Consider the following 24807-nt stretch of genomic DNA (forward strand, 5'->3'; position numbering starts at 1 on the left):
TGATTATGTATGTAGTATACCTTATAAACGAGAAACATTCAAATGTTTATTTGAATGTTTCTCGTTTATATTAAATTACTCGCTTTCTCACTAGCTTTTTAATTGATGGATACGTTGCTTTTAAACAATAATGAAAAAAGGTAAGCAATCGCTCACCTTTTCCCTCTTCTATATGTGACTAACAAACCTCAATCCTTTACTTAAAGAAGTCGGTACAACAGATGCATGGTTCTCCCCTTCCGCCTCATAAAACGTAAATCGAAACTGATCGTGTTTTACTTTGAAAAGGCGCTCTGATAATTCGTTTGCCCCTACAACCATATGCTCTCGTTCAAGTGAACCAACTGTAAGAAATACTCCTGTTTTAACCTTTGCCTTGTTTAATTCATTTATCAGATTCCCTTCTTTTTCAAGCACAGATTGGTTATTCCACCAAATAGATGGACTACTAATAAAATAATTTTGAAAGGCATTTATGTTTGTAAATAATATATGTAAAGCAAATAGTCCACCTAGTGAATGCCCAAATAGTGTTTGCTTTCCTTTATCAATTTCAAAATTCTTTTCAATTTGCGGCTTTAATTCTTCTTCAATAAAAGTAAAGAAATGATGTGCTCCTCCTGTTTTAGGCCAAGGTTTACCATCTGGTTTTAAAGCCGCATCTTTTGAAATTACGCTAGGCGTAAAATCATAACATCTTTCTTCACCTGAAAATGCCCCTTCGATTGGATAACCAATACCTACTATAATGGCTGGTGAAACACCTGTTTTTTCCGCTCTAACTGATTGTATTTTAACCGCTTCATGGAATGTCTGAAAAAAGGCATTACCATCTAATACGTAAATGACAGGATATCCTGAATCCAGTGCTGGTTGCCTCGGCTTTGAAATATGAATTTGATATTCCTTACCATCTAATTTTGAATACATGTTCCACTGTTCAGTATTAGATGTTACAATCTGCTGTTTTTCAATCGTAGTGTTCATCTTATATCCCCCCTTCTTAACTCGTTACATATATTTCTACTTTTTCTTCTTGAAATACAACGCTATCATAACCGAAGCAAACAGGAGACCCATTATACGGATCAATCATGACACGTGCATCAATATGAAATACTTCTTTTAACACTTCATTTGTAATGATTTCTTCTGGGCTACCAGTTGTAACGATTTCTCCTTCCTTCATTGCAATAATTTCATCTGAAAACCTTGCTGCATGGTTAATATCATGTAATACCATAACGACCGTACAATTATGGTCTTTATTTAATTTCTCCACAATTTGTAATACATCTAATTGATGAGACATATCAAGATATGTAGTTGGCTCATCTAATAACAACACTTCTGTCTCTTGTGCCAAAGCCATCGCTAGCCATACCTTTTGTCGTTGACCACCTGATAAATTTGCGATTTGTCTCGTTCGAAATGCAGAAGTTTTCGTTATATCTAATGCCCAGTCAATCATCTCTTTATCTTTTGAAGTTAACTTATTTACATTATTTCGATGTGGATAACGTCCATAAGAAATTAATTCTTCTACTTTAAGCTCTCCTGGTGCAATTGGAGTTTGCGGAAGTAGAGCTAACTGCTTCGCAATTTCTTTCGTTGGAATTGTATGTAAATCCTGTCCTTGCAAATATACTTTACCACTCTTTTGCTTTAAAATTCTTCCCATCGTTTTTAACAGTGTCGATTTACCGCACCCATTTGGTCCTATAATTGTCGTTACTTTTCCTTCTTGTATTTCCACATTTAAATCGCGAAACACTGTAAGCTTTTCATAACTTGTTTCTAAATTTTTCGCACTTAAAATACTCACTTTTATTCCTCCTCTTACGCTTTCGCCTTATAAAGTAAATATAAGAAATAAGGTACACCGACAATAGAAATAACGATTCCAACTGGTAACTCTACAGGTGTGAAAACTGTTTTTGCGATAAAGTCTGAAGCAATTACAAGAAACATTCCAATTACTCCGCACGTAGGAATGATATGCTTATGCTGAATACCGACAAGTCTTTTCGCTATATGCGGTGCCATTAATCCGATGAAACCAATACTTCCTGAAACTGCAACACATGCGCTTACAAGTCCGATACTACTTAGTAGTAAAATTGATTTCTCTCTTTCTACTGAAACACCTAAACTTGTAATACTCGTTTCTTCCAATTGAAATAAATCTAATAAATAAGCTTTCTTTTGTATAAGTGGAATCAGTATGATAAGCCACGGTAACATTGCAATAATATACTTCCAGTTTGCACTATATATACTGCCTGACACCCAAACTGCAGCCATCTCGAAATCGGTTGACTTCATTTTGAGTGATAAATACATAGAAAAGGCTCCAAATCCTGATCCAATCGCAATCCCTGTTAATAAAAGACGCTGCGAATCTAACTTACCATTTTTCCAAGAAAACAGATAAATGATGATAGCTGCACCTAATCCGCCTACTAAACCAAACATTGGCATCATCATAATAGAAACCCAGTCTGTGCTTTTTAATTGCCCTTGGAAGAAAAACATAAAAATGACGATTGCTGTTCCTGCTCCTGCATTAACTCCTAAAATACCTGGGTCTGCCAATCCATTTCTCGTAATTCCTTGAATAACAGCACCTGCAACACCGAGACCTACCCCTACTAATCCCGCAATTATGATGCGCGGGAGACGAAACTCAAAAATAACCAAATCATGGTCTGGTACTGGATTTATTCTAAGGAGTGTTTTACATACATCTGTAATCGTAATATCAAACGTACCATTCGTTAAACTAATATAAATAGCACATAGTATTAAAAATATACTAATCCCCATCGTCATTCCAAAACGTTGACTTGAACTTTTAAGCATGTCTCTCTCCTCCTCTTGTACGGATTAAATAAAGGAAGAAAGGAATTCCAATTAAGGAGGTAACGACTCCAATCGGTGTTTCAAATGGATAGTTTACAAACCTACTTAAAATATCACATAACGCTAGAAAAACGCCGCCAATAACGCCTGCGCATGGCAAAATCCACTTATAATCTACCCCAATTATAAAGCGAGTAATGTGCGGAATAATTAAACCTACAAAACCAACTTTCCCCACTAAAGCAACTGCCGTTCCTGTTAAAAAGATAACTGATAAAATAGCCATCGCTTTAACTAGTTTTGTACGCTGCCCTAGGTTAATAGAAACTTCTTCTCCTAAAGAAAGAATCGTAATAGATTTTGATATTAACAGCGCTAAAACTATTCCAATTATCCCAAACGGTATCGTAATTTTAATGATATTAGGGTCTACTTGGTCTAATTTTGCATTAAACCAAAAACTAACATTTTGAGAAATTTGGAAGTATGAAGCCATTGCAGCAGACACACTGCTTAAAAATGTTCCAATAACTGTCCCAATAATCGCTAACCGAACTGGCGATAAACCATTTTGAAGGAGCGAACCAAAACCAAATACGATACCGGCTCCTAATGCAGAACCAATCATTGAACATACAACCATACCAATCGATGACATTCCCGGAAGAAAAATCATACAAAGTGTAATAACAAAAGCTGCCCCATCCGTCACACCCATAATAGAAGGGGATGCAAGATAGTTTCTTGTCATCCCCTGCATAAGTGCTCCTGATATGGCTAGAAATGCTCCAACTAAAAGAGCTGCAACTACCCTTGGTAAACGTGAAGTAATAATGATATTATGATTTACATCACTTGAATCAAAATGAAATAACGCGTTCCACACCGTTTCAGCATCAATACTTTTCGCCCCATACAAAATAGAAAGTATAACTGTAAATAAGATGAGTATGGGTGCTATACATAATATAGTTACTGGTACTGCATTTGTTTTCTGCATATCATTCAACGCACCTTACTTATTGTATTATTTAGATAAATTTTTCACTGCTTCTTTTAAGAACGCTGTTTTACTCCAAGCAGTACCACCTTGTGCCATTGGATCAACAACGTTTACAAATACTTTCTTTTCTTTCGCAGCATTCATACTTTGCCAAATTGGATTATTTTCAATTTCTTCTAGCACTTTCGGGTTTTTATTTTCAGTTGTTTCATATTGTAAGAAAATATAATCTGGGTTTAGTTCAGCAAGTTTTTCAAATGAAATTTTCTCTTGTGCTTTTACAGTTTTCAATTGTTCTGGAACAGTTAATCCAAGATCTTTATAAATTACAGGGTTGAAGTATACTCCTTCTGGGTATAGGAATAATTCGTTTGCTCTTAGTCTGATTACAAGGACTTTTTTGTCTTTTAACTTATCACCTAGTTTTGCTTTTGCTTTTTCAGCGTCCGCATTGTAATCTTTAATAATTTTTTCTGCTTTATCTTTTTTGCCAGTTAATTCTCCCATTAACTTTAAGTTATCCTCCCAATTTGTTGAAACATGTGATACCGGGAATGTAGGAGCTACTTTCGTAAACTTTTCAGCTGTTTCTGCTGGGAATTTCGTACTAGATGTAATAACGTCTGGTTTTAATTGAAGTAATGTTTCGAAATTTGGTTGCATTTTCTCACCAACAGATTTTGCACCTTCTAAATCTTTCTCCAGATACTTTGGTAATTTACCACCAACCGTAATTGCACCAACTGGTTTAATTCCAAGTACTGCTGCATCTTCCATTGACTCTAAACTAGCTGTTGCAATTTTATCTACTTTTGCTGGCACTGTATATTCTTTACCTAAATATGTAATTTTTCGTTTTTCGTCTTTTTTCGTCTCACTAGCCTTTGTCTGTTGAGTTTTTTCTCCTGAAGTTTTATCCGCACTATTACATGCTGCTAGTCCTACACTTAAAACTGTTACCATACCTAATGTAAATAACTTCTTATTCATCTTTAAATATCTCCTCTCGAATTTCCAAACTATATTCTCAATAAAATTTAACTATATGAAACTTGTCCTACATATATATTTTATTAGATTAATAATTCTATCCAGAACTCATTCTCGTTCACTTCCCCTAAGCTATAATTCTTTTATACCTCACCCATTGATAATCTTTTTCATTGATAATGATTATCGTTACTAATTATATATTTAATATGCAATTATTTCAAGAAAGATTTGAAAAATTTTAACAAACTGAATTAAAAAAGAAGTATCCGCCTCATGTTAGGTAGATACTTCTTTTTTTAGAAATTTATATGTAATTCAACTGGGCAATGGTCTGACCCCATTACTTCACTATTAATTTTCGCCGCTGTTATTTGGTCTTTCATTCTCTCGGAAACAACAAAATAATCTAAACGCCATCCAATATTTTCACCTTTGTAATCTTGCTCTTACATTTATGAATACATACATACACACTTTATTCAGGTTATACTAATTTCAGAGGTGATGTTCTTTGCACAATGAAGGAGTTACGTTAACAAATGAGCATTGGCAAGCAATTATTCATAATGATTCTTCCTATGATAGCAAATTCTTTTATGCCGTGAAATCAACCGGGGTTTTTTGCCGACCGTCATGCAAATCAAGAATACCGAATAAAAACAATGTACGAATTTTTCATCATGCAGAGCAAGCATTAAGTGAAAACTTTCGCCCGTGCAAACGTTGTAAACCAAATGGGCTCACTTTACCTAATGAAGAGTGGGTAGAACAAATTAAAGAGTATATCGAAAAACACTTTGATGAATTATTAACTCTAGACATACTTGCGGAAATGTGCCATGGTAGCCCCTTTCATTTACAACGCACTTTCAAAAAAATGACAGGAATAAGTCCGATAGAATATATACAGCAGTTCAGAATTGTTAAAGCAGCAGAACACCTTTTACACACAAATCAACCCATTAAAGAAATTAGTACTGCCGTCGGGATAGAAAACCCAGAATATTTCGCAACTTTATTTAAAAAGAAAACTGGATTTACCCCTACTGAATATCGAAAAAAGAATGAAATAAAAGAGGGATACAATAATGAATTCTTACAAAAATAATTATATATATTGGACGCTACTGACACATGCAAATTGGAAGTTTCATATTGCTGCAACTGAAACTGGACTATGTTTCATTGGATCACAAAACGAAACCTTTGAAGAAGTAAATATATGGGCTAGAAAAAAACTGCCTCAACATATATTGATCCATAGTCCAGATTACTTACAAGTATATACAAAAGAAATTATCGAGTATTTAGAAAACAAGAGAGAAACCTTTACATCCCCTATCGCTGCTTACGGAACTGCATTTCAATTATCTGTTTGGAGTACGGTACGTGAAATTCCTTATGGAAAAACATATTCTTATACAGAAATTGCAGATAAAATTCAAAAACCTACAGCGGTACGTGCCGTTGCGTCTGCTATTGCTGCCAACCCAATTCTCATTATGATTCCTTGCCACCGTGTTATTGGAAAGAATGGTAAACTAACTGGTTTTAGAGGGGGATTAGAAATGAAGAAAGAATTGCTTGCATTAGAAAAATTACAGGTGGAATTCATATGACAGCCGAATATAGTAACGCATTAACTTTAACAGTTCCAACAGAATTTAGTTTTCAAGAAAATTTACGCTATCTATCCCGTTCTAACAATGAATGTATGTTCCACATTGAAGATAACAAAATTTATAAAGTTATCCCTGTTCACGATGTAAATCCTTTAGTTGAAATTAGTATGAATGCGGATGATACTATTCAAATACGTTTTTTAGGAGAAACCTATATCTCTGCAAAACCGATACGCGATGCTGTAGCTAACTATGTAACTGAATGGTTTGATTTAACTACTGATTTAGCTCCCTTTTATACATTAGCTAAACATGATGTACTCCTTCAAAGACCAATTGAACAATATTATGGCCTTCGTACTTTAGGTATTCCAGACTTATTTGAGGCACTTTCCTGGGGAATTATCGGGCAGCAAATTAACCTCACTTATGCTTATACACTAAAAAGAAGATTAGTCGAGACATTTGGAAGTTATGTAGAATGGAACGATAGAAAGCATTGGATATTCCCATCACATGAAACAATTGCCAATTTACACGTAGAGGATCTCAAAAATTTAAAAATGACGACTAGAAAATGTGAATATTTAATCGGTATTGCAAAGCTTATTACAGAAGGAAAATTATCAAAAGAATCTTTACTGCAAATACAAGACGTGAAACAAGCTGAAAAAAGATTAACTGCTATACATGGTATAGGACCGTGGACGGCCAACTATGTTTTAATGCGTTGTTTACGATTTCCTTCTGCTTTTCCAATTGACGATGTTGGTTTGCACAATGCAATTAAATATATAACAGGTTCTAAAAGTAAACCGACTAAACAGGAAATAAAAGATTTTGCGGCAAATTGGATCAACTGGGAGTCTTACGCAACTTTTTATTTGTGGCGAGTATTATACTAAAAAACCAAGTAGCGTTTTTGCACTACTTGGTTCTTTTTTAAGCTTGTTCTTCAAATCGTCTTGCAATTTCTATAATAACTTGAACAGCTTTTTCCATAACATCTACCGAAACATACTCAAATTTACCGTGATAGTTTTCACCACCTGTGAAAATGTTTGGGGTTGGTAATCCCATATACGATAATTGTGATCCATCTGTTCCACCACGAATCGGATGAATATTTGGTTCGATATTTAAACTTTTCATTGCCTCATATGCAATATCAACAATTTCTCTCACTGGTTCAATCTTTTCAAGCATGTTATAGTATTGATCATTCATTTCTAAAACGACTGCATCTCGTCCATACTTCTCTTGCATTTGCTTCACAATATTTTCAACGTTATGTTTACGCGCTTCAAAATTTTCACGATCAAAATCTCGAATAATATAATACGCTTTACTTTGCTCAACATCACCATTTAAAGAAAGTAAATGATAGAATCCTTCATACCCCTCTGTATATTCTGGTGCCTCTTCTACTGGTAAATAGCTATTAAACTCCATAGCAAGTTTAGTTGCGTTACGCATTTTATTTTTCGCTGTTCCAGGATGTGTATTCGTTCCGTTAAACGTTAACTTAGCACCTGCAGCATTAAAGCTTTCATACTCTAAACCACCTAATGGACCTCCATCCATCGTATAAGCAAATGAAGCGCCAAACGCTTCTACATCAAAATGCGCTGGGCCGCGGCCAATTTCTTCATCCGGCGTAAACGCAACTCTAATTTTCCCATGTTTAATTTGCGGATTATGTATTAAATAATTCATTGCAACCATAATTTCTGTAAGACCAGCTTTATCATCTGCTCCTAACAGTGTTGTACCGTCCGTTGTAATAATCGTATGTCCTTTATAAGACGGTAATTCTGGGAACTGTTCTGGCGTTAATACAACATTAAGCTCTTCATTTAATGTAATTGCGTTCCCGTCAAAGTTTTCATGAATTTGTGGTTTTACATTTTTTCCAGTAAAGTCTGTTGCTGTATCTAAATGTGCTAAAAAGCCGATTACAGGAACATCCTTATCCGTATTAGCCGGAAGTGTTGCCATTACATATCCGTTATCGTCCATCGTTACTTCTGTTAACCCAATTTCTTTTAACTCTTCAACTAATAACTTACCAAACTCAATTTGTCCTGGTGTTGTTGGCACTGTATGACTGTCTTCATTTGATTGCGTATCAATCTTTACATATCTCGTAAATCTTTCAATAAGTTCTTGTTTCAAATTCATTCACTCCCTTTTATACTTCTTTCTCTATTATAATCCTTGAGACGAAATATTTTAACTTTTTTGACTGTGAATACATATATTTCATTTGTATTTTAGCTATTTTAAATACCGGCTGAAAAGTCGTAAAATTTGTACATTAAAACCCTTACATGTAATATACATAATTATACAATATGGGAGGTTTTAAAAATGAGGCTAACTCTCTTTCGCTATTTTCTTTTTTTCTTAGGGTTAATCTTCTTTGGGCTTGGAAATGCTCTTGCAGTCAAAGTAAAATTTCTCGGTTTACATCCTTGGGAAGTTTTAAATATGGCTCTCTACCAAAGGTTTGGATGGACGATTGGTACGTGGAGTGTCATATGTGGGTTATGTCTCGTTCTCATTTCTTTACTAGTAGATCGAAAATATATAAATGTGGGAACATTTTTAAATGCACTACTTATCGGTCCCATTATGGACTTTTTCTTACAATCAAATATTCTTCCAAACGCTAGTGATTATTTATGGATAAACTTACTCATTTTATTTTCTGGTATTGCCATTACAGGTATCGGTGGAGGTATGTATGTTGCGGCTGGAATTGGTGCTGGACCTCGTGATGGATTCATGCTTACTATTTCCGACAAAACAGGTCTATCTATTAGCCGTGCTCGAATCATTGTAGAATGCATTGTACTAGTTATTGGATTTATGCTAGGTGGTCCTGTTTTTATCGTAACTTTTCTGTATACCTTTATTCAAAGTCCAATCTTTCAGCAATCATTTAAGGTATTTCAAACACTTTTACATACTCTACATAACAAAAAGAAAATTAGTGAACATGTTTAAAGTACAATTTAATACAAATAAATTCACCCTATTTACGATTCTCACCGCAAATAGGGTGTTTCTTTTTTATTCCATAATTTAAGAAGATATACTAACCATTCACAATAAAAGTATATACATCGTTATAAATACAACCATTTACCCTAATAACGTACTTCCCGGGTTTACTAAAACGAATTGTGTATTTATTTAGCTGAATTGCTTCTTTATCTCCAGAAAGAATATCAATGCTTCTGCCACTTAATACATATAATTCATTTAGATTCATCGATACATCAATTGCATTGAAATTCTCCTCTTTCACTTGCTGTGATTCCGCAGCGCTTATACTTGGTTCTAAAAACAGTAGTCCACTTAATCCAATCGTCCCCGCTAAAGCAACTCCCGCAAACTTTTTAATTTGTTTCATTACAATGACCTCCTTATAGATTTTGCGTAAAGGTGATGTCCTCCCTTACACCACAAAGCCTATATGTAATGAAATAAAAAGTAAACGAGGACAGTAAGACAAACTTCTACATCTTTTTCTCCTATTGAATATAAATCCAACGTTTGGAGTTTTGTCACATTTAAAATTGTTTACTTAAACCAACTTTCAATTATATTATTCAGAAACTGAATAATTACTTATTGATTTAACATTCTAAAAATAGTTGATAAAAATGCTTTCTATTGAAATAAAAAAGATTTTGCTATAAAAGTAACTTTTACAACAAAATCCATACAACCAACTTTATTCCGCTTTCCATAATCTCTCTACATTCATTAATTGTTCTTCATTAAATTCCATCTTATATATATCTGGTTTTGACGTATTCATTAAAAATTCAAAATCATATTGTTCATCAAAATAGTTCATCATTAATGTCATGACAAGCCCATGTGTACCAATTACAATTTTTTGTCCTTGAAAATCCATTAAGATTTCTCTTAATACTTTCACTACTCTTCTCTGGCAATCCGTATATGACTCTCCTTCCGTTCGTGCAAAGTCCGGATTAGAGAACATCTTCTTTACAAGTGGATACACTTCTTTATCTGATATAACCTGATCCTCACTTAAAAACATACACTCTTTGAGATTTTCATATATTAATACTTCTTTTTCATAGAAATTGGCTGCTTTTTCTATCGTTAACACAGCCCTTTTATACGGACTTGAAATAAAAGTATCAATTGCCTCTGCTTTTAATATGTCCGTTACTCTATGAGCGTCTAAACTTCCCTTTTCAGTTAATCCCCGTGTTCTTTCACTCCCTTCTAATTTTGGTGATTCACCATGCCTAACCATATAAATATATGTATTCATACTTCCTCCTTGAAAATATTCATTCGTTTTTTATAAACTTTGCTGATTTGTTCGTCTAATCCATTCTCCTACTAAACTCTCAAATAATTCAGGCCGTTCAATTTGCAAATTATGCCCTGCCATATCTAACACCGCTAATGTCGCTCTTGGGTAATCATCAATAATTTCTATAATATCTTGATAACCTACCGATATATCTTGTCTTCCGGCTAATAACAGAACAGGTTTCTCATATTTCTTACGGTGAAAATCTTAAGAATAAATACATACAAAGGTCTTACTTAAAATAACCTCTATCAGTCAAAAATTAAAATTCAAAAAAGCCTTTATCATTTTATATGCAATTTTGCATCTCTACTTTCAAATCACTAAAAAACCTTTACAATTCAAAAGATGACTAAATATACAATTTCTATTTAAAATCTTTATACAGTATATACTATCAAATGCAATATTTTTCATTTTTTAGAGCAATTACACTTTTCAAAACTTCCTTATAAACATGATTTTTATAAGGAAATCTGATACAATTCTTAAATAATATTATTATGTATAGATATTACGAATATAGTGCATAATTAAAGAAGGTGATTTTATTGAAATTAAATAAAAATTTACAGCTATGTATATTAATTGGAACATTAATGTGTTATTCAATCTATTTTATGTTTTTCTATCTGTTCCCCACTCATTTTTCAAATTCGGATGTACGCTTCGCTTCCCTTATTGTTGAAGCCATTACATTTGTATCACTCATTTATTCTATATATTCTAAAAAAGTTAGTTCAAATCCGTTTTGGATATGTATCACGATAGCAATTGGTAGTTTTTTGTTAGGAAAAATAGTATATACATATCAAGAGAGCTTCTTCAAAATTCCAATACATCGTTTTACTATTTCTGATGTGTTTTATATGCTTTTTCTACTCTTCTGTCTTATCGCTTTCTGCTATAAAATCCTAAAAGAATGCGATAAATGGGAAAAATCGTTCTTTATTTGTGATATATGCATAGTACTTACTTCCATATTCACATTGGAGTGGTATTTATTTAATCAACCAAATTTAAATATATTCTCTCTTTCACTAGGAGATGTTTTCCTTTCATTTCTATATCCAATTGCAGATTTATTATTTCTTCTACTAGGTGTTAGTCTCTTTTTCCGTCCAACAATTTTTAATTCTAAACGGAAAATTTATATCTTTATTTTTGTATTAATAAGTTCTGCAACTTTTAACTATATTTATTTTTACTTACATAACCATTTATCAACTGAAACGATAACATTATTACGTCTTTTATATAGAATACCTATATTACTTATTGCAATAGCTGGATCTATTTCAGAAGATCGTAATAGTCATAAAAATTATTTCATTGTAAACCCTATAATAGAAAAAAAGGCTTTAGTTGTATTTCCCTATCTTGCCGTTGCAATACTAATCGGGTTTACGTTAAAAGAACAAACAGCATCTTCCATTCTCATTACGGGAAATTGTATTGCTTTTATTTTCGTACTCATTCGTCATTCTATTGTACGTATGCAAAACAATTCTCTAACCAAACGTTTACAAGTATTCAATGCCCAATTGGAAGAAAAAGTTAGATTACGAACTTCAGATTTAGTTCATAAATCAGAGGCTCTATCTCAAAAGCAACAAAAATTCAAATCATTATATGAATATCATCCTGACCCTATTTTTACAATTGATTTAAATGGCGTATTCTTAAATGTAAATAAAGCTGGAAGTATACTACTCAGTGCACCAACGGATGAGTTACTTGGTGAAACTTGTTTTTCGATTATTTTAGATGAAGACAAATATAAACTAGCATCTGCATTAGAAAAAGTGAAACAACAAGAATCAGCATCCTTACAACTTAGTTCTCAATATAAAGATGGATTTACTTATTCTTTATACGTTACCATCGTCCCTATTATGATAGACGGGCAAATTTCAGGAAGCTATATTATGATGAAAGATATTACTGCGCTAAAAAAACAGCAAGAAGAAATAAAATATTTAGCATTCCATGATACTGTAACGAAAATTGGGAACCGTGCCTTTTTTCATAAGAAATTAAAAAGAATTATAAAAAATGCTAAAACGACAGAAAGCGAGTTTGCATTATTATATTTGGACTTAGATCGCTTTAAAGCAGTTAACGATACACTTGGACATTCGGCAGGAGACTACATATTAGAAGAAGTAGCGAAGCGATTCCAATCCTGTCTTCCATCACATACTCATCTATCAAGAATCGGTGGCGATGAATTTACAATCTTAATTGAAAACTATACTGATGAAGATTCCTTATTCCAGTTATGCAACCAGTTATTTAAATGCATGGAAAAATCGTTTGTCATATATGAACATACATTAACTCTATCAATAAGTATCGGCATCGCTATTTATCCACATTCTGGAATCGATACCGCTACACTTCTGAAAAACGCTAATGTTGCAATGTATGATGCGAAAGCAAAAGAACTTAATTCTGTCTCTATTTATGATGACGTAATTGCAAAAAAAATTGAAAGACGATTACGATTAGAAAAAGATTTACCAAATGCAATTCAAAATGAAGAATTGTTCCTTTTATATCAACCTCAAGTTGATAGCAAATCTAACAAAATTATCGGTGCTGAAGCTTTAATTAGGTGGAATCATCCTGAATTAGGTGTTATTTCTCCATACGAGTTTATTCCGATTGCAGAAGAAACGCTACAAATCATTCCAATAGGAAAATGGACACTACAACAAGCTTGTGAACAAATGAAACGTTGGCACACAAGCGGATATTCACATTTGAAAATAGGTGTAAATTTATCTGCTAAAGAATTTGAACAAGAAGATTTTGTAAAGTCTATTTCTGCTACATTAACAAATACTGGTTTACCAGCAAGTTCTCTCGATCTTGAATTAACAGAGCGAATTGCAATGATGGATGAGCGAGAAACATTAATAAAACTACGTACACTAAAAAGTTTAGGGATTCATATTTCAATCGATGACTTTGGTACAGGCTATTCTTCGCTAGCTTACTTACCTTTATATCCAATCGATACGTTAAAAATCCCACGAGAATTTATTACAATGTCTGAAACATGTGACGATGGAATGGAAATTATTAAAACAATCATCACATTAGCAAATACATTAGGAATGTCAGTTATCGCTGAAGGTGTAGAAACGAAAAAACACGTGAGTTTCCTTCAAAAAAATAATTGTCAATTGATTCAAGGCTACTACTACAGCAAGCCTATTCATGCTGATTCATTTTCTACTCTTCTCAAAAAAGGTGTTCGTTATAACCATTAGCGCAAATACATACAAGAAAAAGGAAGAAGAGCCCGTCTCCTCTTTCTTTTTTTGTGCTTTGCAACTTTTCATTTCCTTCACATATCATTTATGTAAGTAGTTACTAATATATTTATGATAACAGACTTGAATTGGAGGGAATTACATGCAGTACGACAATCCAAATCATAAACTTTACAAAAACATTCCCCTATCCCTCTTCTCAATAAAAAATGAGCTAAAACAAAAATGCACCAACGCAAATAACTTTCTTTACCCCTTTTCGAAAGAAGAAGAAATATTAATACATACAATTAAAGAAAGAACAAAATTATTAAATCAAAATAATGTGACAAGAACTCGCGCTTACTATCAATTTTACAAAAGGTATCCTGAAATACATTGGGCATTACTTGGACATATGGTTTCGCGTAACGGCGGTTGGAACATGACAGATTTAAAGGGGGATTTATATACGAAGTTGTTATCTGAGAAAGATCAATTTACTTTCTTTTCTTTTTTAGAACGGGGGAATTGGCTTATCTTTCAAGATGTGTATCCACAATTTTTGTTATATGAACAGAGTGTAAAAAAATCCAAAAATCTTTTTTATCTCCTCCCTCATCTCAATGTGTCAACATTTATGGAAACGATGTGGAACTTTTTTTGGAAAACCGGAAACAAACAAATATTAGCTATTTCCACTATTATTAATGAACAAAACTACTTAGAAAAAAGAGTAATTCAAAATAAACACTTCAAAAAAAATGTACTAAATAGTATTGGATTCAAACTTTTTGATTTCTTTCAATTTAATCATATCCTCTTCCCTTTCTGCGAAGAAAAGCCTATACAGAAAACAAAATTAATTGGTGATACAATGAAACACTTCACTTCCTTACACGAACGAATTTTGCTCGGAAAAAGATTATATGCACTATTATTTCATGATGAGCATGTTTTAGCTCGTATACTACAATGGGCTGACACTCATCCACACACTGGATCACGAAAAGATTATTGGCCACATTTATTTTCAAGCGTAAATGAATCCTTTTCAAGAGAGTTTTATAAACGAAGAATAAAGAAATGCCAATTAAAAAGTGATGCCTACCGTATATATAGCCCTGCACTTATGTATGCATGGAAAAATATGAAACATGAAGAAGCAGAATATGAAGATTGGTTTAACGACTGGCAAGTCATACATTATTTAACTGATAAGGAGGAAAGGATACATGGACAAATCACAGAAGACTACTGTAAAACACTCGAAAAGATTGAACTGGCCATTCTTGCAAAGAAAAATGTTCTCCTTCGAGAAGAAGAATAACCTTTTCGCATTAGTCGTTACAATCTTACTCTCTTCTATTATCGGCACTTGCTTAGATGCTTTCTTTGTTGCGAAACAAATATATTCCTTTCCGGTTAGACCATTCTCATCCATATTTTCAGTTAACATAGGCTTTACTTTGTTTGTACTACCGATTTTAACAACAATTTTCATACACATTTCAAAAAACCTATCTGTATTTTCTAGGATTCTATTTATTCTTACAATAGGTATTTGTGCTAGCATTTTTGAACAGATTGCTGAAAGATTAGGTTTCTTTACTCATAGTGTAGATTGGAATCATACATACTCTTTATTTGGCTATATGATATTCTTTTTTTTTATTTGGAAAGTATATCATTGCATAAAAAAATAAAGAGATCATTATAGATCTCTTCTTAAGCATAATCTTTAGTTATTGCTAATGGTGCACGGGTTTGAAGGCTTTTAGATCGTAAACGATAGGCAACGACTTTCTTCTTATATTGCTTTATTACGTCAACGTGTTCCTCATAGCTGTATAGAGAAAATCTAATCTCTTTATTCCCTTTTTTCGTATCAATGACGATTGGTATTCCTTCCCCGCGCGGTGGAAAATAATGTTTATCTAAAAATAAAGCTTCATTAAATTCATGAATAACTTGTAGTTTCATTTCCCCCTCTATATTTTTTCCATCTATCGATATAGAGGTATTCTCCTCATCAAGTTTTTGATGTAATTCAAATCTACTAATAATAGATTCTACAACTGAAGTTGGCATACTAGAAACGAGTACTTTAAGGGCACCAAAAATAAATAATGTAACTATAAACCATGTTGTCACTTTCATCATCTCCATTACAATTTAAAATATAAATTTCGTTCCATATGGTATAAATATACTGATGAGTATTCCTGTTACAATCATAGTCACCGAACCGATTGTCGCTTCTTCAAACCACTTTAATGGTAAAATACGAGTGGAAAGGAGCAGAAACAGCATTAACATCCCTATTAAACTTCCTGGCATTGATAAATGGAATACTCCATCCACGTACCAACTAAACTAAATACATACAGCACGCCTACTTGAAGTAAAAGCGTCACGTACTTCATTTCTTTCCCTCATTCCAATATTACGCCTCTCTATTATGAAATCTCATTTAACGTTTCAGCAAACCTCGTCATTCCCAGCTGAATTTGTTCGGCATTTACTCTCCCAAAAGTAAAACGAATATATTCACTTTTAGTACCTAAAACACTACCAGGGACAAACGCTACACCATTTCGTATAGATTCACCTAATAAATGATACTCATCAAACGTTCCTTGCACTTTGCACCATAAATGTATTCCACCCTCTGGAACAAAAAATTCAACCTGGTCTCCTAATATTTCTTCAAGCTTTCTAATTAATACATCTCTTCTTTCTTTCAATTGTCTACGAAGCATTGTAATATGCGCATGAAAATCGTCTGATTCTAAAAATTGATTTGCTACCCACTGGGTAAATACACTGTGCCCAAAATCAACTTGCTGCTTCGCATCCGCTAAACGTTCTATTACACGCGTAGGACCAATTACCCAGCCAATACGTAATCCCGATGCAACAATTTTTGATAATGAACTTACATAAAGAACATTCCCGTTTTGATCCATTGATTTTAATGTTGGATTCACTTCTCCATTAAAGGACGTTAAACTATACGGATCATCTTCTACAATCGGTATACCAAATTCAGAAGACAGTTCTAAAATCTTTTTACGTCTTGCTAATGACAGCACAGTTCCCGTTGGATTTTGATAATCTGGATTTAAAAATACCATGCGAATACGATGCTTTTTATGCAAATCAATTAAGTCATCTGGATTCATTCCATGCTGATCAATAGGTAAATGAAATATTTTTAAACCAGCAGATTTAAACATCGGCAATGAGAAACAATACGAAGGGTCCTCAATTGCAATCGCATCACCAGGTTTTAATAAGCACTGAACGATAAGATTAAGTGCTTGTTGTGCTCCAGATGTAATAAGAATAGAATTCGAATCTGCTTCAATTTGTTTATATTGCTGAACATGTGCTGCAATTGTTTTTCTCAACATTTCATTTCCAAGTGGATGGTCATAACCGAGGTTTTCCATAAATGTTTTCTCCGACAAGATCGTTCGGAATCTATCACTTGGAATTAATTCTGGTGATAATTCACCACTCGCTAAATTAATTAAGTCGTCTTTTTGCGTTTCCGTTCGAATTTGTTGAACGAGTGGTACGTTAGGTAAGAACGATCCATCCTCAACGTACCTACCCCAGTTCGGTATTCGTTTATGTGACACACCCCATATGTCTGTATTCACCCGTGTTCCGCTTCCTTTTTGCCGTTCTACTACTCCAAGTGATTTTAATTCTTCATATGCAGCAACTATCGTACTCCGGTTCACTTGTAATTCTTTTGCTAACATACGCTCAGAAGGTAACTTGCTATCAGAAGGAAACTCACCCGAAGAAATACCCCTTTCAATATAATCTGCGATTTGTTTATATACAGGCGTCTTATCTGCACGATTTGGTTTCCATTCCATATAGTTGCCTCCTTTCAAAGCTAACTATCCTCAATTTATTACTAACAGTATTTACCGTAAAAATAGTATTAATTAGTCACATTTTCTCATCCTAAAATGGATATATTAAAATAGCTCCGTTTCTGATTACTCGATAGCTTCTGAAATTCCAGCTTCATACTCTCGTTGCAGTTCTGTTACAAACTATCAAATTATTACCGCATACCACGTTACCCCAACAAGTAGTACGAAAAGAAGGATAATATAAATAGTTGATAAGTTTTTCACATTTCTCTTTGTAGACTTGCCGTAATTCTCCTCCACATTCCGTGCAACTAGCACGGTTCCAAACAGTGATCCAATTACAATAATAACGACTAGTGAAATTGCAAAAATCATTGTATTTTCACCTCTCTAAAGACAATCTATTTTAATAAAGAATTTCCTCTTTAAAATGTTAATAACATACTACCTTTCTTCTCTTATCATAATGGATGTTTGCCAAAAACGGACCAACCACTTTTATGTTTTTTTGCTCATCCACTTTAAAAATAAAAAGCAACTGAACACTTATGATCAGTTGCTTTTTTGCAGGATTATTTATGCTAATTTTCATTTGAAATTAATTTGATTTAAAAGTTTAGTCTTTTCATAATGAAACATCGATTGAGATAACTCGAAAATTGTTCCATTTACAAGATACACTGTATTTTTAATAAGAAGCGACGTATTTTATCGCTTCTTACTCTCCTCATCTTTAATCTCTTATTAATGACTTATTCGCTCTTATAACTTCTTGATACAGCAATGGTGACCACTTTTCATTTATGTAGTCTTGAATGATCCAACCTACTCTTGTAGGACTCTTTTGTTTTATATAGTTTGCAATTTCAGGATTTATATAAGAGGCATAGTAATATGGACTATTCCATGCTGTACCACCAGAAGACAAGCTTGCAAAATTAATATATAGATGATGTAAATACTCACTATTATTCATCGTTTCGTTGATTGTATCTTTAATAGATTTTACTTTCTCATCATAACCCACTTTATATTTATCTTGTACCGTTACATTTACGTTGTGATTTACAGTTGTCGTAAACGTCTCATTATCTGGCCAATAAAAATTATTATATCCTCCAGATTCATTACTACCGCCATATCTTTTTAGTAGTACAATTTTCCCACGAGCATCTCCAAGTTTTATATTTCCTTCTGTTTTTAAAAAGATAGGATCAACAAAATAATTTTTTTCAAACGTATTACTAAAGGAACCTTCTGCTCCTTTCATATCCTCATACTCTTTTTTTAAAGACATAATAATTGTTTCACTCGGGTTATCTTTTAAAAATTGTTTCGCTTCGTTTATGAATTCGTGTAGGGTTACATAAAGATATAATGGCCCATGATGAAGAACTATCGTATTATCAGCTGTTAAACGTCCTCTTATATCAAAAATTCTAGCTCCATGATCCATTTGGTAACGAAAATCATATTCTTGCGTCATTCCCCATACTTGCTTAATCGGATTTTGCAACTTAAACGTTCCACTATCATGTGTTCCTGGAATTGAAATTCGTGCTAACGGGATATTATCAGGTATAGGTTGCATCCATTTTGACCAATTTTCAAGCTCATTAACAGAGCTAGCCGCAACGACTCTCTTCTCATGTAAAGCAAATACAAATGTGATAAATATCGTACTACATATGAATAATTTCAAAATAAATTTCTTACTGCTCATTATTATTCCTCCTTTTTTGTTTTATATCAAACTTATTGAATATAATATAATCTAGTGAGTAAAAAATAAATATCATTTCATAAGTATGAAATATTGCATAGAAATAAAGTTAAAAAACATTCATATATCCTGAATTAGAAAAATTTAAAGGAACTTCATCTGAAGCTCCTTTCGTTTACTTTATATTCAATACATATGAACCATCTTTATTCTCATACTTATAGACGTATAAATAATATTTACCTGGCTTTGCATTATAAGTTCCTTTCACTACATTTCCTTCATTTTCACCATATGCTACATAGTTATTTAAATCTGATTCATGATGAAGTACCCATGTCATTCCGATATTTTGTTCATTTAGTAGGGATATGTTAATATTTTCCGGTGAGTCAATTTGGAAAGTAAATACATCTACTCTATCACTATTATGTAGCGTTCCTTTCACCGGTGTATGAAAGTTAACTTTATTTGCCTGTCTAGGCTCATTATTTGGTTCATTTTCTATTACTTGTAACTCATTCCCACCGTTTGGTTTTCTTTGTTCATAACCTAAGTTAACTAGTATAGACTTCAAATCTGGTAAAACACCTATTTTATCTACATATGGATCTTTAGATTTTGTTCCTGTGTTCTTGTTGCTTAATATTGCTCTTAGTTCACTCGGTCTATATGGTTGTCCTAAATTTTCTTTCGCAATGCTTTGTACTAAAGTCGCTGCTCCGGCAATAATAGGTGACGCACTCGACGTTCCACTAAAGCTAGGTGTATAAAGATTTATAGCACTTCGACTTTGCTCAGCTGTAGTTGTATCTACGTTTTCTCCCCAACCATAGACATCAATACGGCTTCCATAATTCGAAAACCACATACGCTCATGAGGGAGAGATGAAGAGCCCGCTCCTACCATAATTGCACCTGAATCTTTAAAATCTTTACTATTACGATTTAAAATTTGTTTACCATTTCTATCTTTAAATTGATCTAAATCATTCCAACCATTTGCTCCAGCTTCTATAATGACAACACCTTTATCTGTACCAGCACGGATCGCATCAAAGATATCTGGTTGTACTTCAACAGGTAAATATTTATCACCATATCCATCGAAAGATGCTTGTGCCTCTAACAATAAAACATCCCCAGCTTCTAACTGATTTACAGCACTTAATATTGCATCAGCTGTATTATACTGTCCGTTATCTCTTATTTGAGAAATCACCTTTGCTTTCGCTTTTGGCGCAATCCCAATATTCCCAACTTCATTGTCCTCAGAGGATACAATTCCTAGTACAGACGTCCCATGACCGACATGTTGATCTATATTTATTCCAGACATTAATTCAATATTTTGATGTACTAAATCCTCATGATTTAATAACCATCCATATTCCATATCAACAAAAGTTATAACATTTCCTTTACCGCCTTGAACTTCCCAGGCGAAGGGCGCATTAATACCGTATGGTGCTGCTTCAAGATAACCTTGTTTTTTAAATCTAGGATTGTTATTAGGATTAAGAGATACACTTGATGGTCGCACTTCTGGTGGCGTTATTTTTTCTTGCTTCTTCATATACACATCTTCTATTAAAGAAGATTTCTTTAACCTATCTACTAGTTCTTCTTTCTGCTCACCATTTTGAGTTTGAAGAATATAGTAGTTTAATAAATTTGTAGATACATTATTGGGTGCTTTCACTTCAAGGTCTTCTATTTCCTCTGGACTTACAGATGTGAATAAACGCGTGAATGTTACATCTGGATATTCTACCAAAAGATCTTCTAGTACTTTGTCGTTCGTTTGAGATTGTATTTGTTTTTCAATACCATCTTCATATGGAAATTTCAAATCCGCTTTAAATTTTACTATGATTTGCTTATCTGTTTCTTGTTCTATTCCTAATTTACTCTGCTGTTCTATAGAATCAGCATGTACACTATTGATAGTGCCTCCTGTTCCTAAAAGTGTTGTAATGATTACAGTTGACGCACACATTTTTTGAAATATTTTCATTACTTCAATCCTCCTATTAACAACAATTAATCATTATATTAATTTATAGTGATTTTATTTATATAACATATTCCCTTTCTACTAAATAGATTATAGTAATCAGCAATATGAACTTCAATGTATTTTCATATGCAATATTTCATATTAGAACTCTACAATACATGAATAAGAAACTTATAATGATTATTTATTTTATATGTGCTAATATACTTACATTAATATATTAAGTGTATAAATATCCGAAACTAGATTACTGAACAGCTTCACCTTAATTTTTTCTTAGGAGGATTTACAATGAAATTATTAAAAATAAAACATATAATCCCTTTATCTGCGGCTGCAATTACATTCGTATGTAGTCAAAGTACAGCTGAGGCTTCTACCATTCATACAGTAAAAAAGAATGATACACTTTGGGGCATTAGTAAACAATACGACGTTTCAATACAATCCATTAAACAGGCTAACCATAAAGGAAACGATCAAACTTTCATTGGCGAACAGTTACATATTCCAGGTTCCGTCAACTCAAATGAAATCACTGTTCACCAAAACGCCAAACCTGCGAACATTTCTGAGCAAATTATTTATCAAGTACAACCAGGAGATTCATTAGAAACGATAGCAAAGCGTTACAATGTTACCGTTCAATCTATAAAACAAATTAACAATACAGTGGGAAACAAGCTCTATGCAGGACAACATTTGAAAATCAACTCAAGCATTTCAGAAAAAGAAAAAGACTTAATGGCACGCTTAGTTACCGCTGAAGCAGGTGGAGAATCATATAAAGGAAAAGTGGCTGTAGCAAAAGTTATCCTAAACCGTGTAAATGCAAACGGGTTTCCAAATACAATAACAGGCGTTATTTATGAACCTATTACATACGGATATGCATTTACTCCTGTTACAGATGGAAGAATTAATCAACCTGCAAGCGCAGAAGCAAAAATGGCAGTAGAAGAGGCTATCTCCACAAATGGAATACATTCTGATTGGCTTTATTTCTATAACCCGAAAACATCAACAGACAAGTGGATTACGACACGTCAAACAGTAGCAGTAATCGGTAACCACGTCTTCGCTAAATAACATTTAAAATCATTAACAGACCTCTTCACTTAAAAGGTCTGTTTTTTTATATGTAAGATTTTATTAATCATATGACATAGTGATCTTTTAAAACTATCTCTTATTTCAAATGAAAAATTTGTATTTACTCCACCACTCTGAAAAATTAAAAAAGAATCAAGTTCAAAAACTCTCTTTATTAATAAAAGCTATTTCTTAACTTCATAAAATTGTTATACACTAGAAAAATAAAAAACAAACTATTCGTTAGCAGGTGGAAGAATATGTATGATGTTACAATTATCGGCGCTGGAGTAAGTAGCATTTTTATGGCTTATTCACTAGCTAAAAGTAACAAAAAGGTTTTAATTCTTGATAAAGGTAAAGCGCTAGAAAATCGCCATTGTCCTTTTGAGGAAGGAAAAGCGTGTAATTGTACTACATGTGATAAATATTTCGGATTTGCTGGTTTAGGAAAATCTGAAGGGAAATTTAATTATACAAACGGATTTGGTGGAGAACTTGAGCAAAAAGTTGGGAAAGAGGGTTTTATACAACTTATGGCTGAAGTAGATGAAATTCTATGTCAGTTCGGAGGAAATTCAGTTTCAAAATATTCTACAGAAAATCCAAATCTCAATAAGAGAGCTGAATCGTGTGGTTTACAAATGCTAACAACAGAAGTACGGCATCTTGGTACTACCCTTTCAAGTGACATTTTTCAGCAACTCTATGAATTTTTACTTACGAAAATAAATATACAATTTCATATAGATGTACAACATATTATGAAACAGAAAGATCATTTTACTATAGATACAAATGAAGGAACATTTCAATCTAGACAACTAGTATTTGCAACTGGGCGTTCCGGAGCGGATTGGTTAAAGGAGATGTGCACTTCTCTACATATTTTTCAGGAACAAACTCGTGTAGATTTAGGTATCAGGGTAGAGATGAAAGAACACCAATTACGTTCTATATTAAAAGATACATTTGAGACAAAACTTTCGTATGAGCATAAAGGTTTCACAGCAACTACGTACTGTATGAATCCAAAAGGACGCATTATTAGAAAGTACGAAGAAGGTCTAGTTATGCCTGACGGTCAAAATTTTCGGGAGAAAGGAACTGGTACACCTAACTTAAACTTCACTTTATTTATCCCGCTTTATTTTCCAACTCTCAAAGAAGCAAATCTGTATGCAAGCTCAATTATTAAAGGCATTAACCAAGGACGAGATCGGATTGTTATACAGCGCTTAGAGGACTTATTAAAAAAAGAACCTACAATAGCGAACGATATGAAACATAACCGTATACAACCTACACTACAAGGAGATTATGGAGATTTGCATACAGAAATTCCTCCATTATATATTGAAGGACTTAAAGAATTTTTATTACGCTTAGAACAATTTATCCAAGAACCGATCGATAAAGATACTTTATTATATGGAATTGACGGAAAGTTTTATGCTCCTACGATAAAACTCAATAATCATTTTGAAACAAGTATACATGGACTATTTTTAGTTGGGGATTGTTCAGGCGTCACTCATTCATTATCTCAAGCTGCTGCAAGTGGATTGTATGTTGGAAAATATTTATCTGACATCTAATTGCATAATTAAGATACCAATCAAATATTTTAAGTTTCACAACGCTTTATTTATGTAGTAATAGCATAAATCACTATCCTCCTTCCGCTAACGATTATCCCACAAGGAATCGAGATTTCATGAGATACATATGTAATATAAACGTGTATATAAAACGATTGACATTCAATTTATTAGAATTGAATGTCAATCGTTTTACAAGCCTCTATTCATTTCTACTTTCATTTGTTCGATATTTTGTAACATCATCATAGTGTTTAATATGTTAGGATGTCTATAAGTATTTTTTACTACAACTATGACTTTTTCTGCTCTGTTCTAAAAAATAGATTTACGCTTTAAAATTCCTCATTGTACGTATGTGAATACTTTATA

General features: G+C 33.1%; 22 protein-coding genes and 4 pseudogenes. 9 read left to right on the forward strand and 17 right to left on the reverse strand.

The features are described 5' to 3' along the window. Positions 1-168: 168 nt before the first annotated feature. The 6 genes and pseudogenes from ACTFNE_RS00125 to ACTFNE_RS00150 all read right to left on the reverse strand — a co-directional run. On the reverse strand, positions 169-987 hold the full coding sequence (locus ACTFNE_RS00125) for an alpha/beta hydrolase (protein WP_001098336.1): 819 nt from the start codon (positions 985-987) through the stop codon (positions 169-171). A 16-nt stretch (positions 988-1003) separates the two neighbouring features. Then, the gene (locus ACTFNE_RS00130) at positions 1004-1825 is read right to left on the reverse strand and encodes an ABC transporter ATP-binding protein (protein WP_000025757.1); all 822 of its coding nucleotides are present in this window, start codon (positions 1823-1825) and stop codon (positions 1004-1006) included. A 14-nt stretch (positions 1826-1839) separates the two neighbouring features. After that, positions 1840-2862 carry a FecCD family ABC transporter permease gene (locus tag ACTFNE_RS00135; RefSeq protein WP_046198531.1) on the reverse strand — a complete coding sequence of 341 codons (1023 nt, stop codon included), beginning with the start codon at positions 2860-2862 and terminating at the stop codon, positions 1840-1842. Further along, positions 2855-3862: a FecCD family ABC transporter permease gene (locus ACTFNE_RS00140; protein ID WP_001173060.1), complete on the reverse strand. Its 1008-nt coding sequence runs from the start codon at positions 3860-3862 to the stop codon at positions 2855-2857. The genes ACTFNE_RS00135 and ACTFNE_RS00140 overlap by 8 nt, the downstream gene beginning before the upstream one ends. Positions 3863-3889: 27 nt before the next feature. Next, on the reverse strand, positions 3890-4855 hold the full coding sequence (locus ACTFNE_RS00145; protein ID WP_046198530.1) for an iron-hydroxamate ABC transporter substrate-binding protein: 966 nt from the start codon (positions 4853-4855) through the stop codon (positions 3890-3892). A gap of 299 nt (positions 4856-5154) precedes the next feature. Continuing rightward, positions 5155-5292, reverse strand: a pseudogene (locus tag ACTFNE_RS00150) (exodeoxyribonuclease III); the annotation flags it as partial. 77 nt (positions 5293-5369) lie between these two features. On the opposite strand from ACTFNE_RS00150, the gene adaA reads away from it, so the two are divergent. Genes adaA through alkA form a run of 3 tightly spaced genes read left to right on the forward strand, consistent with a single transcriptional unit; the run spans position 5370 to position 7385 of the window. Then, positions 5370-5966 (forward strand): bifunctional transcriptional activator/DNA repair enzyme AdaA, encoded by a 597-nt coding sequence (adaA, locus tag ACTFNE_RS00155; RefSeq protein WP_046198529.1) that lies wholly within the window; start codon positions 5370-5372, stop codon positions 5964-5966. Next, entirely contained in the window at positions 5947-6477 is a 531-nt protein-coding gene (locus ACTFNE_RS00160; RefSeq protein WP_046198528.1) for a methylated-DNA--[protein]-cysteine S-methyltransferase, read from the forward strand. Before adaA ends, ACTFNE_RS00160 begins: the two co-directional genes overlap by 20 nt. Continuing rightward, positions 6474-7385: a DNA-3-methyladenine glycosidase II gene (alkA, locus tag ACTFNE_RS00165; protein ID WP_046198527.1), complete on the forward strand. Its 912-nt coding sequence runs from the start codon at positions 6474-6476 to the stop codon at positions 7383-7385. Before ACTFNE_RS00160 ends, alkA begins: the two co-directional genes overlap by 4 nt. Before the next feature lie 37 nt (positions 7386-7422). On the opposite strand, the gene pepT is transcribed toward alkA, so the two are convergent. After that, the gene (gene pepT / locus ACTFNE_RS00170) at positions 7423-8655 is read right to left on the reverse strand and encodes a peptidase T (protein WP_000806991.1); all 1233 of its coding nucleotides are present in this window, start codon (positions 8653-8655) and stop codon (positions 7423-7425) included. Between the two features lie 195 nt (positions 8656-8850). Here pepT and ACTFNE_RS00175 point away from each other — a divergent pair, with 195 nt between their 5' ends. Further along, positions 8851-9489: a YczE/YyaS/YitT family protein gene (locus ACTFNE_RS00175; RefSeq protein ID WP_001241263.1), complete on the forward strand. Its 639-nt coding sequence runs from the start codon at positions 8851-8853 to the stop codon at positions 9487-9489. A 91-nt stretch (positions 9490-9580) separates the two neighbouring features. Here the strand turns inward: ACTFNE_RS00175 and ACTFNE_RS00180 are convergent, their stop codons facing one another. From ACTFNE_RS00180 to ACTFNE_RS00190, 3 genes and pseudogenes are all read right to left on the reverse strand, one after another. Then, positions 9581-9898, reverse strand: coding sequence for a hypothetical protein (locus ACTFNE_RS00180; RefSeq protein ID WP_000809488.1), 318 nt, complete (start codon positions 9896-9898; stop codon positions 9581-9583). A gap of 324 nt (positions 9899-10222) precedes the next feature. After that, positions 10223-10798, reverse strand: a complete 576-nt coding sequence (locus ACTFNE_RS00185; RefSeq protein WP_001099569.1) for a histidine phosphatase family protein — start codon at positions 10796-10798, stop codon at positions 10223-10225. Positions 10799-10828: 30 nt separating this feature from the next. Then, positions 10829-11050 (reverse strand): annotated as a pseudogene (locus ACTFNE_RS00190) (alpha/beta fold hydrolase); the annotation flags it as partial. A 344-nt stretch (positions 11051-11394) separates the two neighbouring features. Between ACTFNE_RS00190 and ACTFNE_RS00195 the strand changes: the two are divergent. The 3 genes from ACTFNE_RS00195 to ACTFNE_RS00205 all read left to right on the forward strand — a co-directional run bounded on the left by ACTFNE_RS00195 (position 11395) and on the right by ACTFNE_RS00205 (position 15809). Beyond that, complete coding sequence (locus ACTFNE_RS00195; protein WP_439997953.1) at positions 11395-14121, forward strand: EAL domain-containing protein; 2727 nt, start codon at positions 11395-11397, stop codon at positions 14119-14121. A 145-nt stretch (positions 14122-14266) separates the two neighbouring features. After that, positions 14267-15433: a DUF2515 domain-containing protein gene (locus ACTFNE_RS00200; RefSeq protein ID WP_046198525.1), complete on the forward strand. Its 1167-nt coding sequence runs from the start codon at positions 14267-14269 to the stop codon at positions 15431-15433. Beyond that, the gene (locus ACTFNE_RS00205) at positions 15339-15809 is read left to right on the forward strand and encodes a CBO0543 family protein (RefSeq protein WP_014297950.1); all 471 of its coding nucleotides are present in this window, start codon (positions 15339-15341) and stop codon (positions 15807-15809) included. Before ACTFNE_RS00200 ends, ACTFNE_RS00205 begins: the two co-directional genes overlap by 95 nt. 22 nt (positions 15810-15831) lie before the next feature. Here ACTFNE_RS00205 and ACTFNE_RS00210 read toward each other — a convergent pair whose 3' ends face one another. From ACTFNE_RS00210 to ACTFNE_RS00240, 7 genes and pseudogenes are all read right to left on the reverse strand, one after another. Then, positions 15832-16257 carry a YfmQ family protein gene (locus ACTFNE_RS00210; protein ID WP_000214617.1) on the reverse strand — a complete coding sequence of 142 codons (426 nt, stop codon included), beginning with the start codon at positions 16255-16257 and terminating at the stop codon, positions 15832-15834. Between the two features lie 75 nt (positions 16258-16332). Further along, a pseudogene (locus ACTFNE_RS00215) lies at positions 16333-16529 on the reverse strand (CidA/LrgA family protein); the annotation flags it as partial. Between the two features lie 33 nt (positions 16530-16562). Beyond that, positions 16563-17996, reverse strand: a complete 1434-nt coding sequence (gene pdxR / locus ACTFNE_RS00220; protein ID WP_046198524.1) for a MocR-like pyridoxine biosynthesis transcription factor PdxR — start codon at positions 17994-17996, stop codon at positions 16563-16565. Positions 17997-18182: 186 nt separating this feature from the next. Then, the gene (locus ACTFNE_RS00225; RefSeq protein ID WP_046198523.1) at positions 18183-18374 is read right to left on the reverse strand and encodes a hypothetical protein; all 192 of its coding nucleotides are present in this window, start codon (positions 18372-18374) and stop codon (positions 18183-18185) included. 213 nt (positions 18375-18587) lie between these two features. Further along, positions 18588-18701: pseudogene (locus ACTFNE_RS00230) on the reverse strand (GntR family transcriptional regulator); the annotation flags it as partial. 31 nt (positions 18702-18732) lie between these two features. Next, a complete protein-coding gene (plcA, locus tag ACTFNE_RS00235) occupies positions 18733-19722 on the reverse strand; it encodes a phosphatidylinositol diacylglycerol-lyase (protein ID WP_046198522.1) in 990 nt (329 codons plus the stop codon). A gap of 175 nt (positions 19723-19897) precedes the next feature. After that, positions 19898-21739: a S8 family peptidase gene (locus ACTFNE_RS00240; RefSeq protein WP_046198521.1), complete on the reverse strand. Its 1842-nt coding sequence runs from the start codon at positions 21737-21739 to the stop codon at positions 19898-19900. 294 nt (positions 21740-22033) lie between these two features. On the opposite strand from ACTFNE_RS00240, the gene ACTFNE_RS00245 reads away from it, so the two are divergent. Together ACTFNE_RS00245 and ACTFNE_RS00250 are read left to right on the forward strand one after the other, a co-directional pair. Next, positions 22034-22831, forward strand: a complete 798-nt coding sequence (locus ACTFNE_RS00245) for a cell wall hydrolase (protein WP_046198520.1) — start codon at positions 22034-22036, stop codon at positions 22829-22831. A gap of 263 nt (positions 22832-23094) precedes the next feature. Beyond that, positions 23095-24432: an NAD(P)/FAD-dependent oxidoreductase gene (locus ACTFNE_RS00250; RefSeq protein ID WP_270705080.1), complete on the forward strand. Its 1338-nt coding sequence runs from the start codon at positions 23095-23097 to the stop codon at positions 24430-24432. The last annotated feature ends 375 nt before the right edge of the window (positions 24433-24807 follow it).

It is taken from the genome of Bacillus cereus group sp. MYBKT111-2, assembly GCF_051915205.1.
GTDB lineage: Bacteria > Bacillota > Bacilli > Bacillales > Bacillaceae_G > Bacillus_A > Bacillus_A paranthracis.

What these genes read in the sequence shown, in the direction of transcription:
- ACTFNE_RS00125 (WP_001098336.1), bottom strand. Translation starts at nt 987, where the DNA reads ATGAACACTACGATTGAAAAACAGCAGATTGTAACATCTAATACTGAA.
- ACTFNE_RS00135 (WP_046198531.1), bottom strand. Translation starts at nt 2,862, where the DNA reads ATGCTTAAAAGTTCAAGTCAACGTTTTGGAATGACGATGGGGATTAGT.
- ACTFNE_RS00140 (WP_001173060.1), bottom strand. Translation starts at nt 3,862, where the DNA reads ATGCAGAAAACAAATGCAGTACCAGTAACTATATTATGTATAGCACCC.
- ACTFNE_RS00145 (WP_046198530.1), bottom strand. Translation starts at nt 4,855, where the DNA reads ATGAATAAGAAGTTATTTACATTAGGTATGGTAACAGTTTTAAGTGTA.
- ACTFNE_RS00160 (WP_046198528.1), top strand. Translation starts at nt 5,947, where the DNA reads ATGAATTCTTACAAAAATAATTATATATATTGGACGCTACTGACACAT.
- alkA (WP_046198527.1), top strand. Translation starts at nt 6,474, where the DNA reads ATGACAGCCGAATATAGTAACGCATTAACTTTAACAGTTCCAACAGAA.
- ACTFNE_RS00175 (WP_001241263.1), top strand. Translation starts at nt 8,851, where the DNA reads ATGAGGCTAACTCTCTTTCGCTATTTTCTTTTTTTCTTAGGGTTAATC.
- ACTFNE_RS00180 (WP_000809488.1), bottom strand. Translation starts at nt 9,898, where the DNA reads ATGAAACAAATTAAAAAGTTTGCGGGAGTTGCTTTAGCGGGGACGATT.
- ACTFNE_RS00185 (WP_001099569.1), bottom strand. Translation starts at nt 10,798, where the DNA reads ATGAATACATATATTTATATGGTTAGGCATGGTGAATCACCAAAATTA.
- ACTFNE_RS00200 (WP_046198525.1), top strand. Translation starts at nt 14,267, where the DNA reads ATGCAGTACGACAATCCAAATCATAAACTTTACAAAAACATTCCCCTA.
- ACTFNE_RS00205 (WP_014297950.1), top strand. Translation starts at nt 15,339, where the DNA reads ATGGACAAATCACAGAAGACTACTGTAAAACACTCGAAAAGATTGAAC.
- pdxR (WP_046198524.1), bottom strand. Translation starts at nt 17,996, where the DNA reads ATGGAATGGAAACCAAATCGTGCAGATAAGACGCCTGTATATAAACAA.
- ACTFNE_RS00225 (WP_046198523.1), bottom strand. Translation starts at nt 18,374, where the DNA reads ATGATTTTTGCAATTTCACTAGTCGTTATTATTGTAATTGGATCACTG.
- plcA (WP_046198522.1), bottom strand. Translation starts at nt 19,722, where the DNA reads ATGAGCAGTAAGAAATTTATTTTGAAATTATTCATATGTAGTACGATA.
- ACTFNE_RS00240 (WP_046198521.1), bottom strand. Translation starts at nt 21,739, where the DNA reads ATGAAAATATTTCAAAAAATGTGTGCGTCAACTGTAATCATTACAACA.
- ACTFNE_RS00245 (WP_046198520.1), top strand. Translation starts at nt 22,034, where the DNA reads ATGAAATTATTAAAAATAAAACATATAATCCCTTTATCTGCGGCTGCA.
- ACTFNE_RS00250 (WP_270705080.1), top strand. Translation starts at nt 23,095, where the DNA reads ATGTATGATGTTACAATTATCGGCGCTGGAGTAAGTAGCATTTTTATG.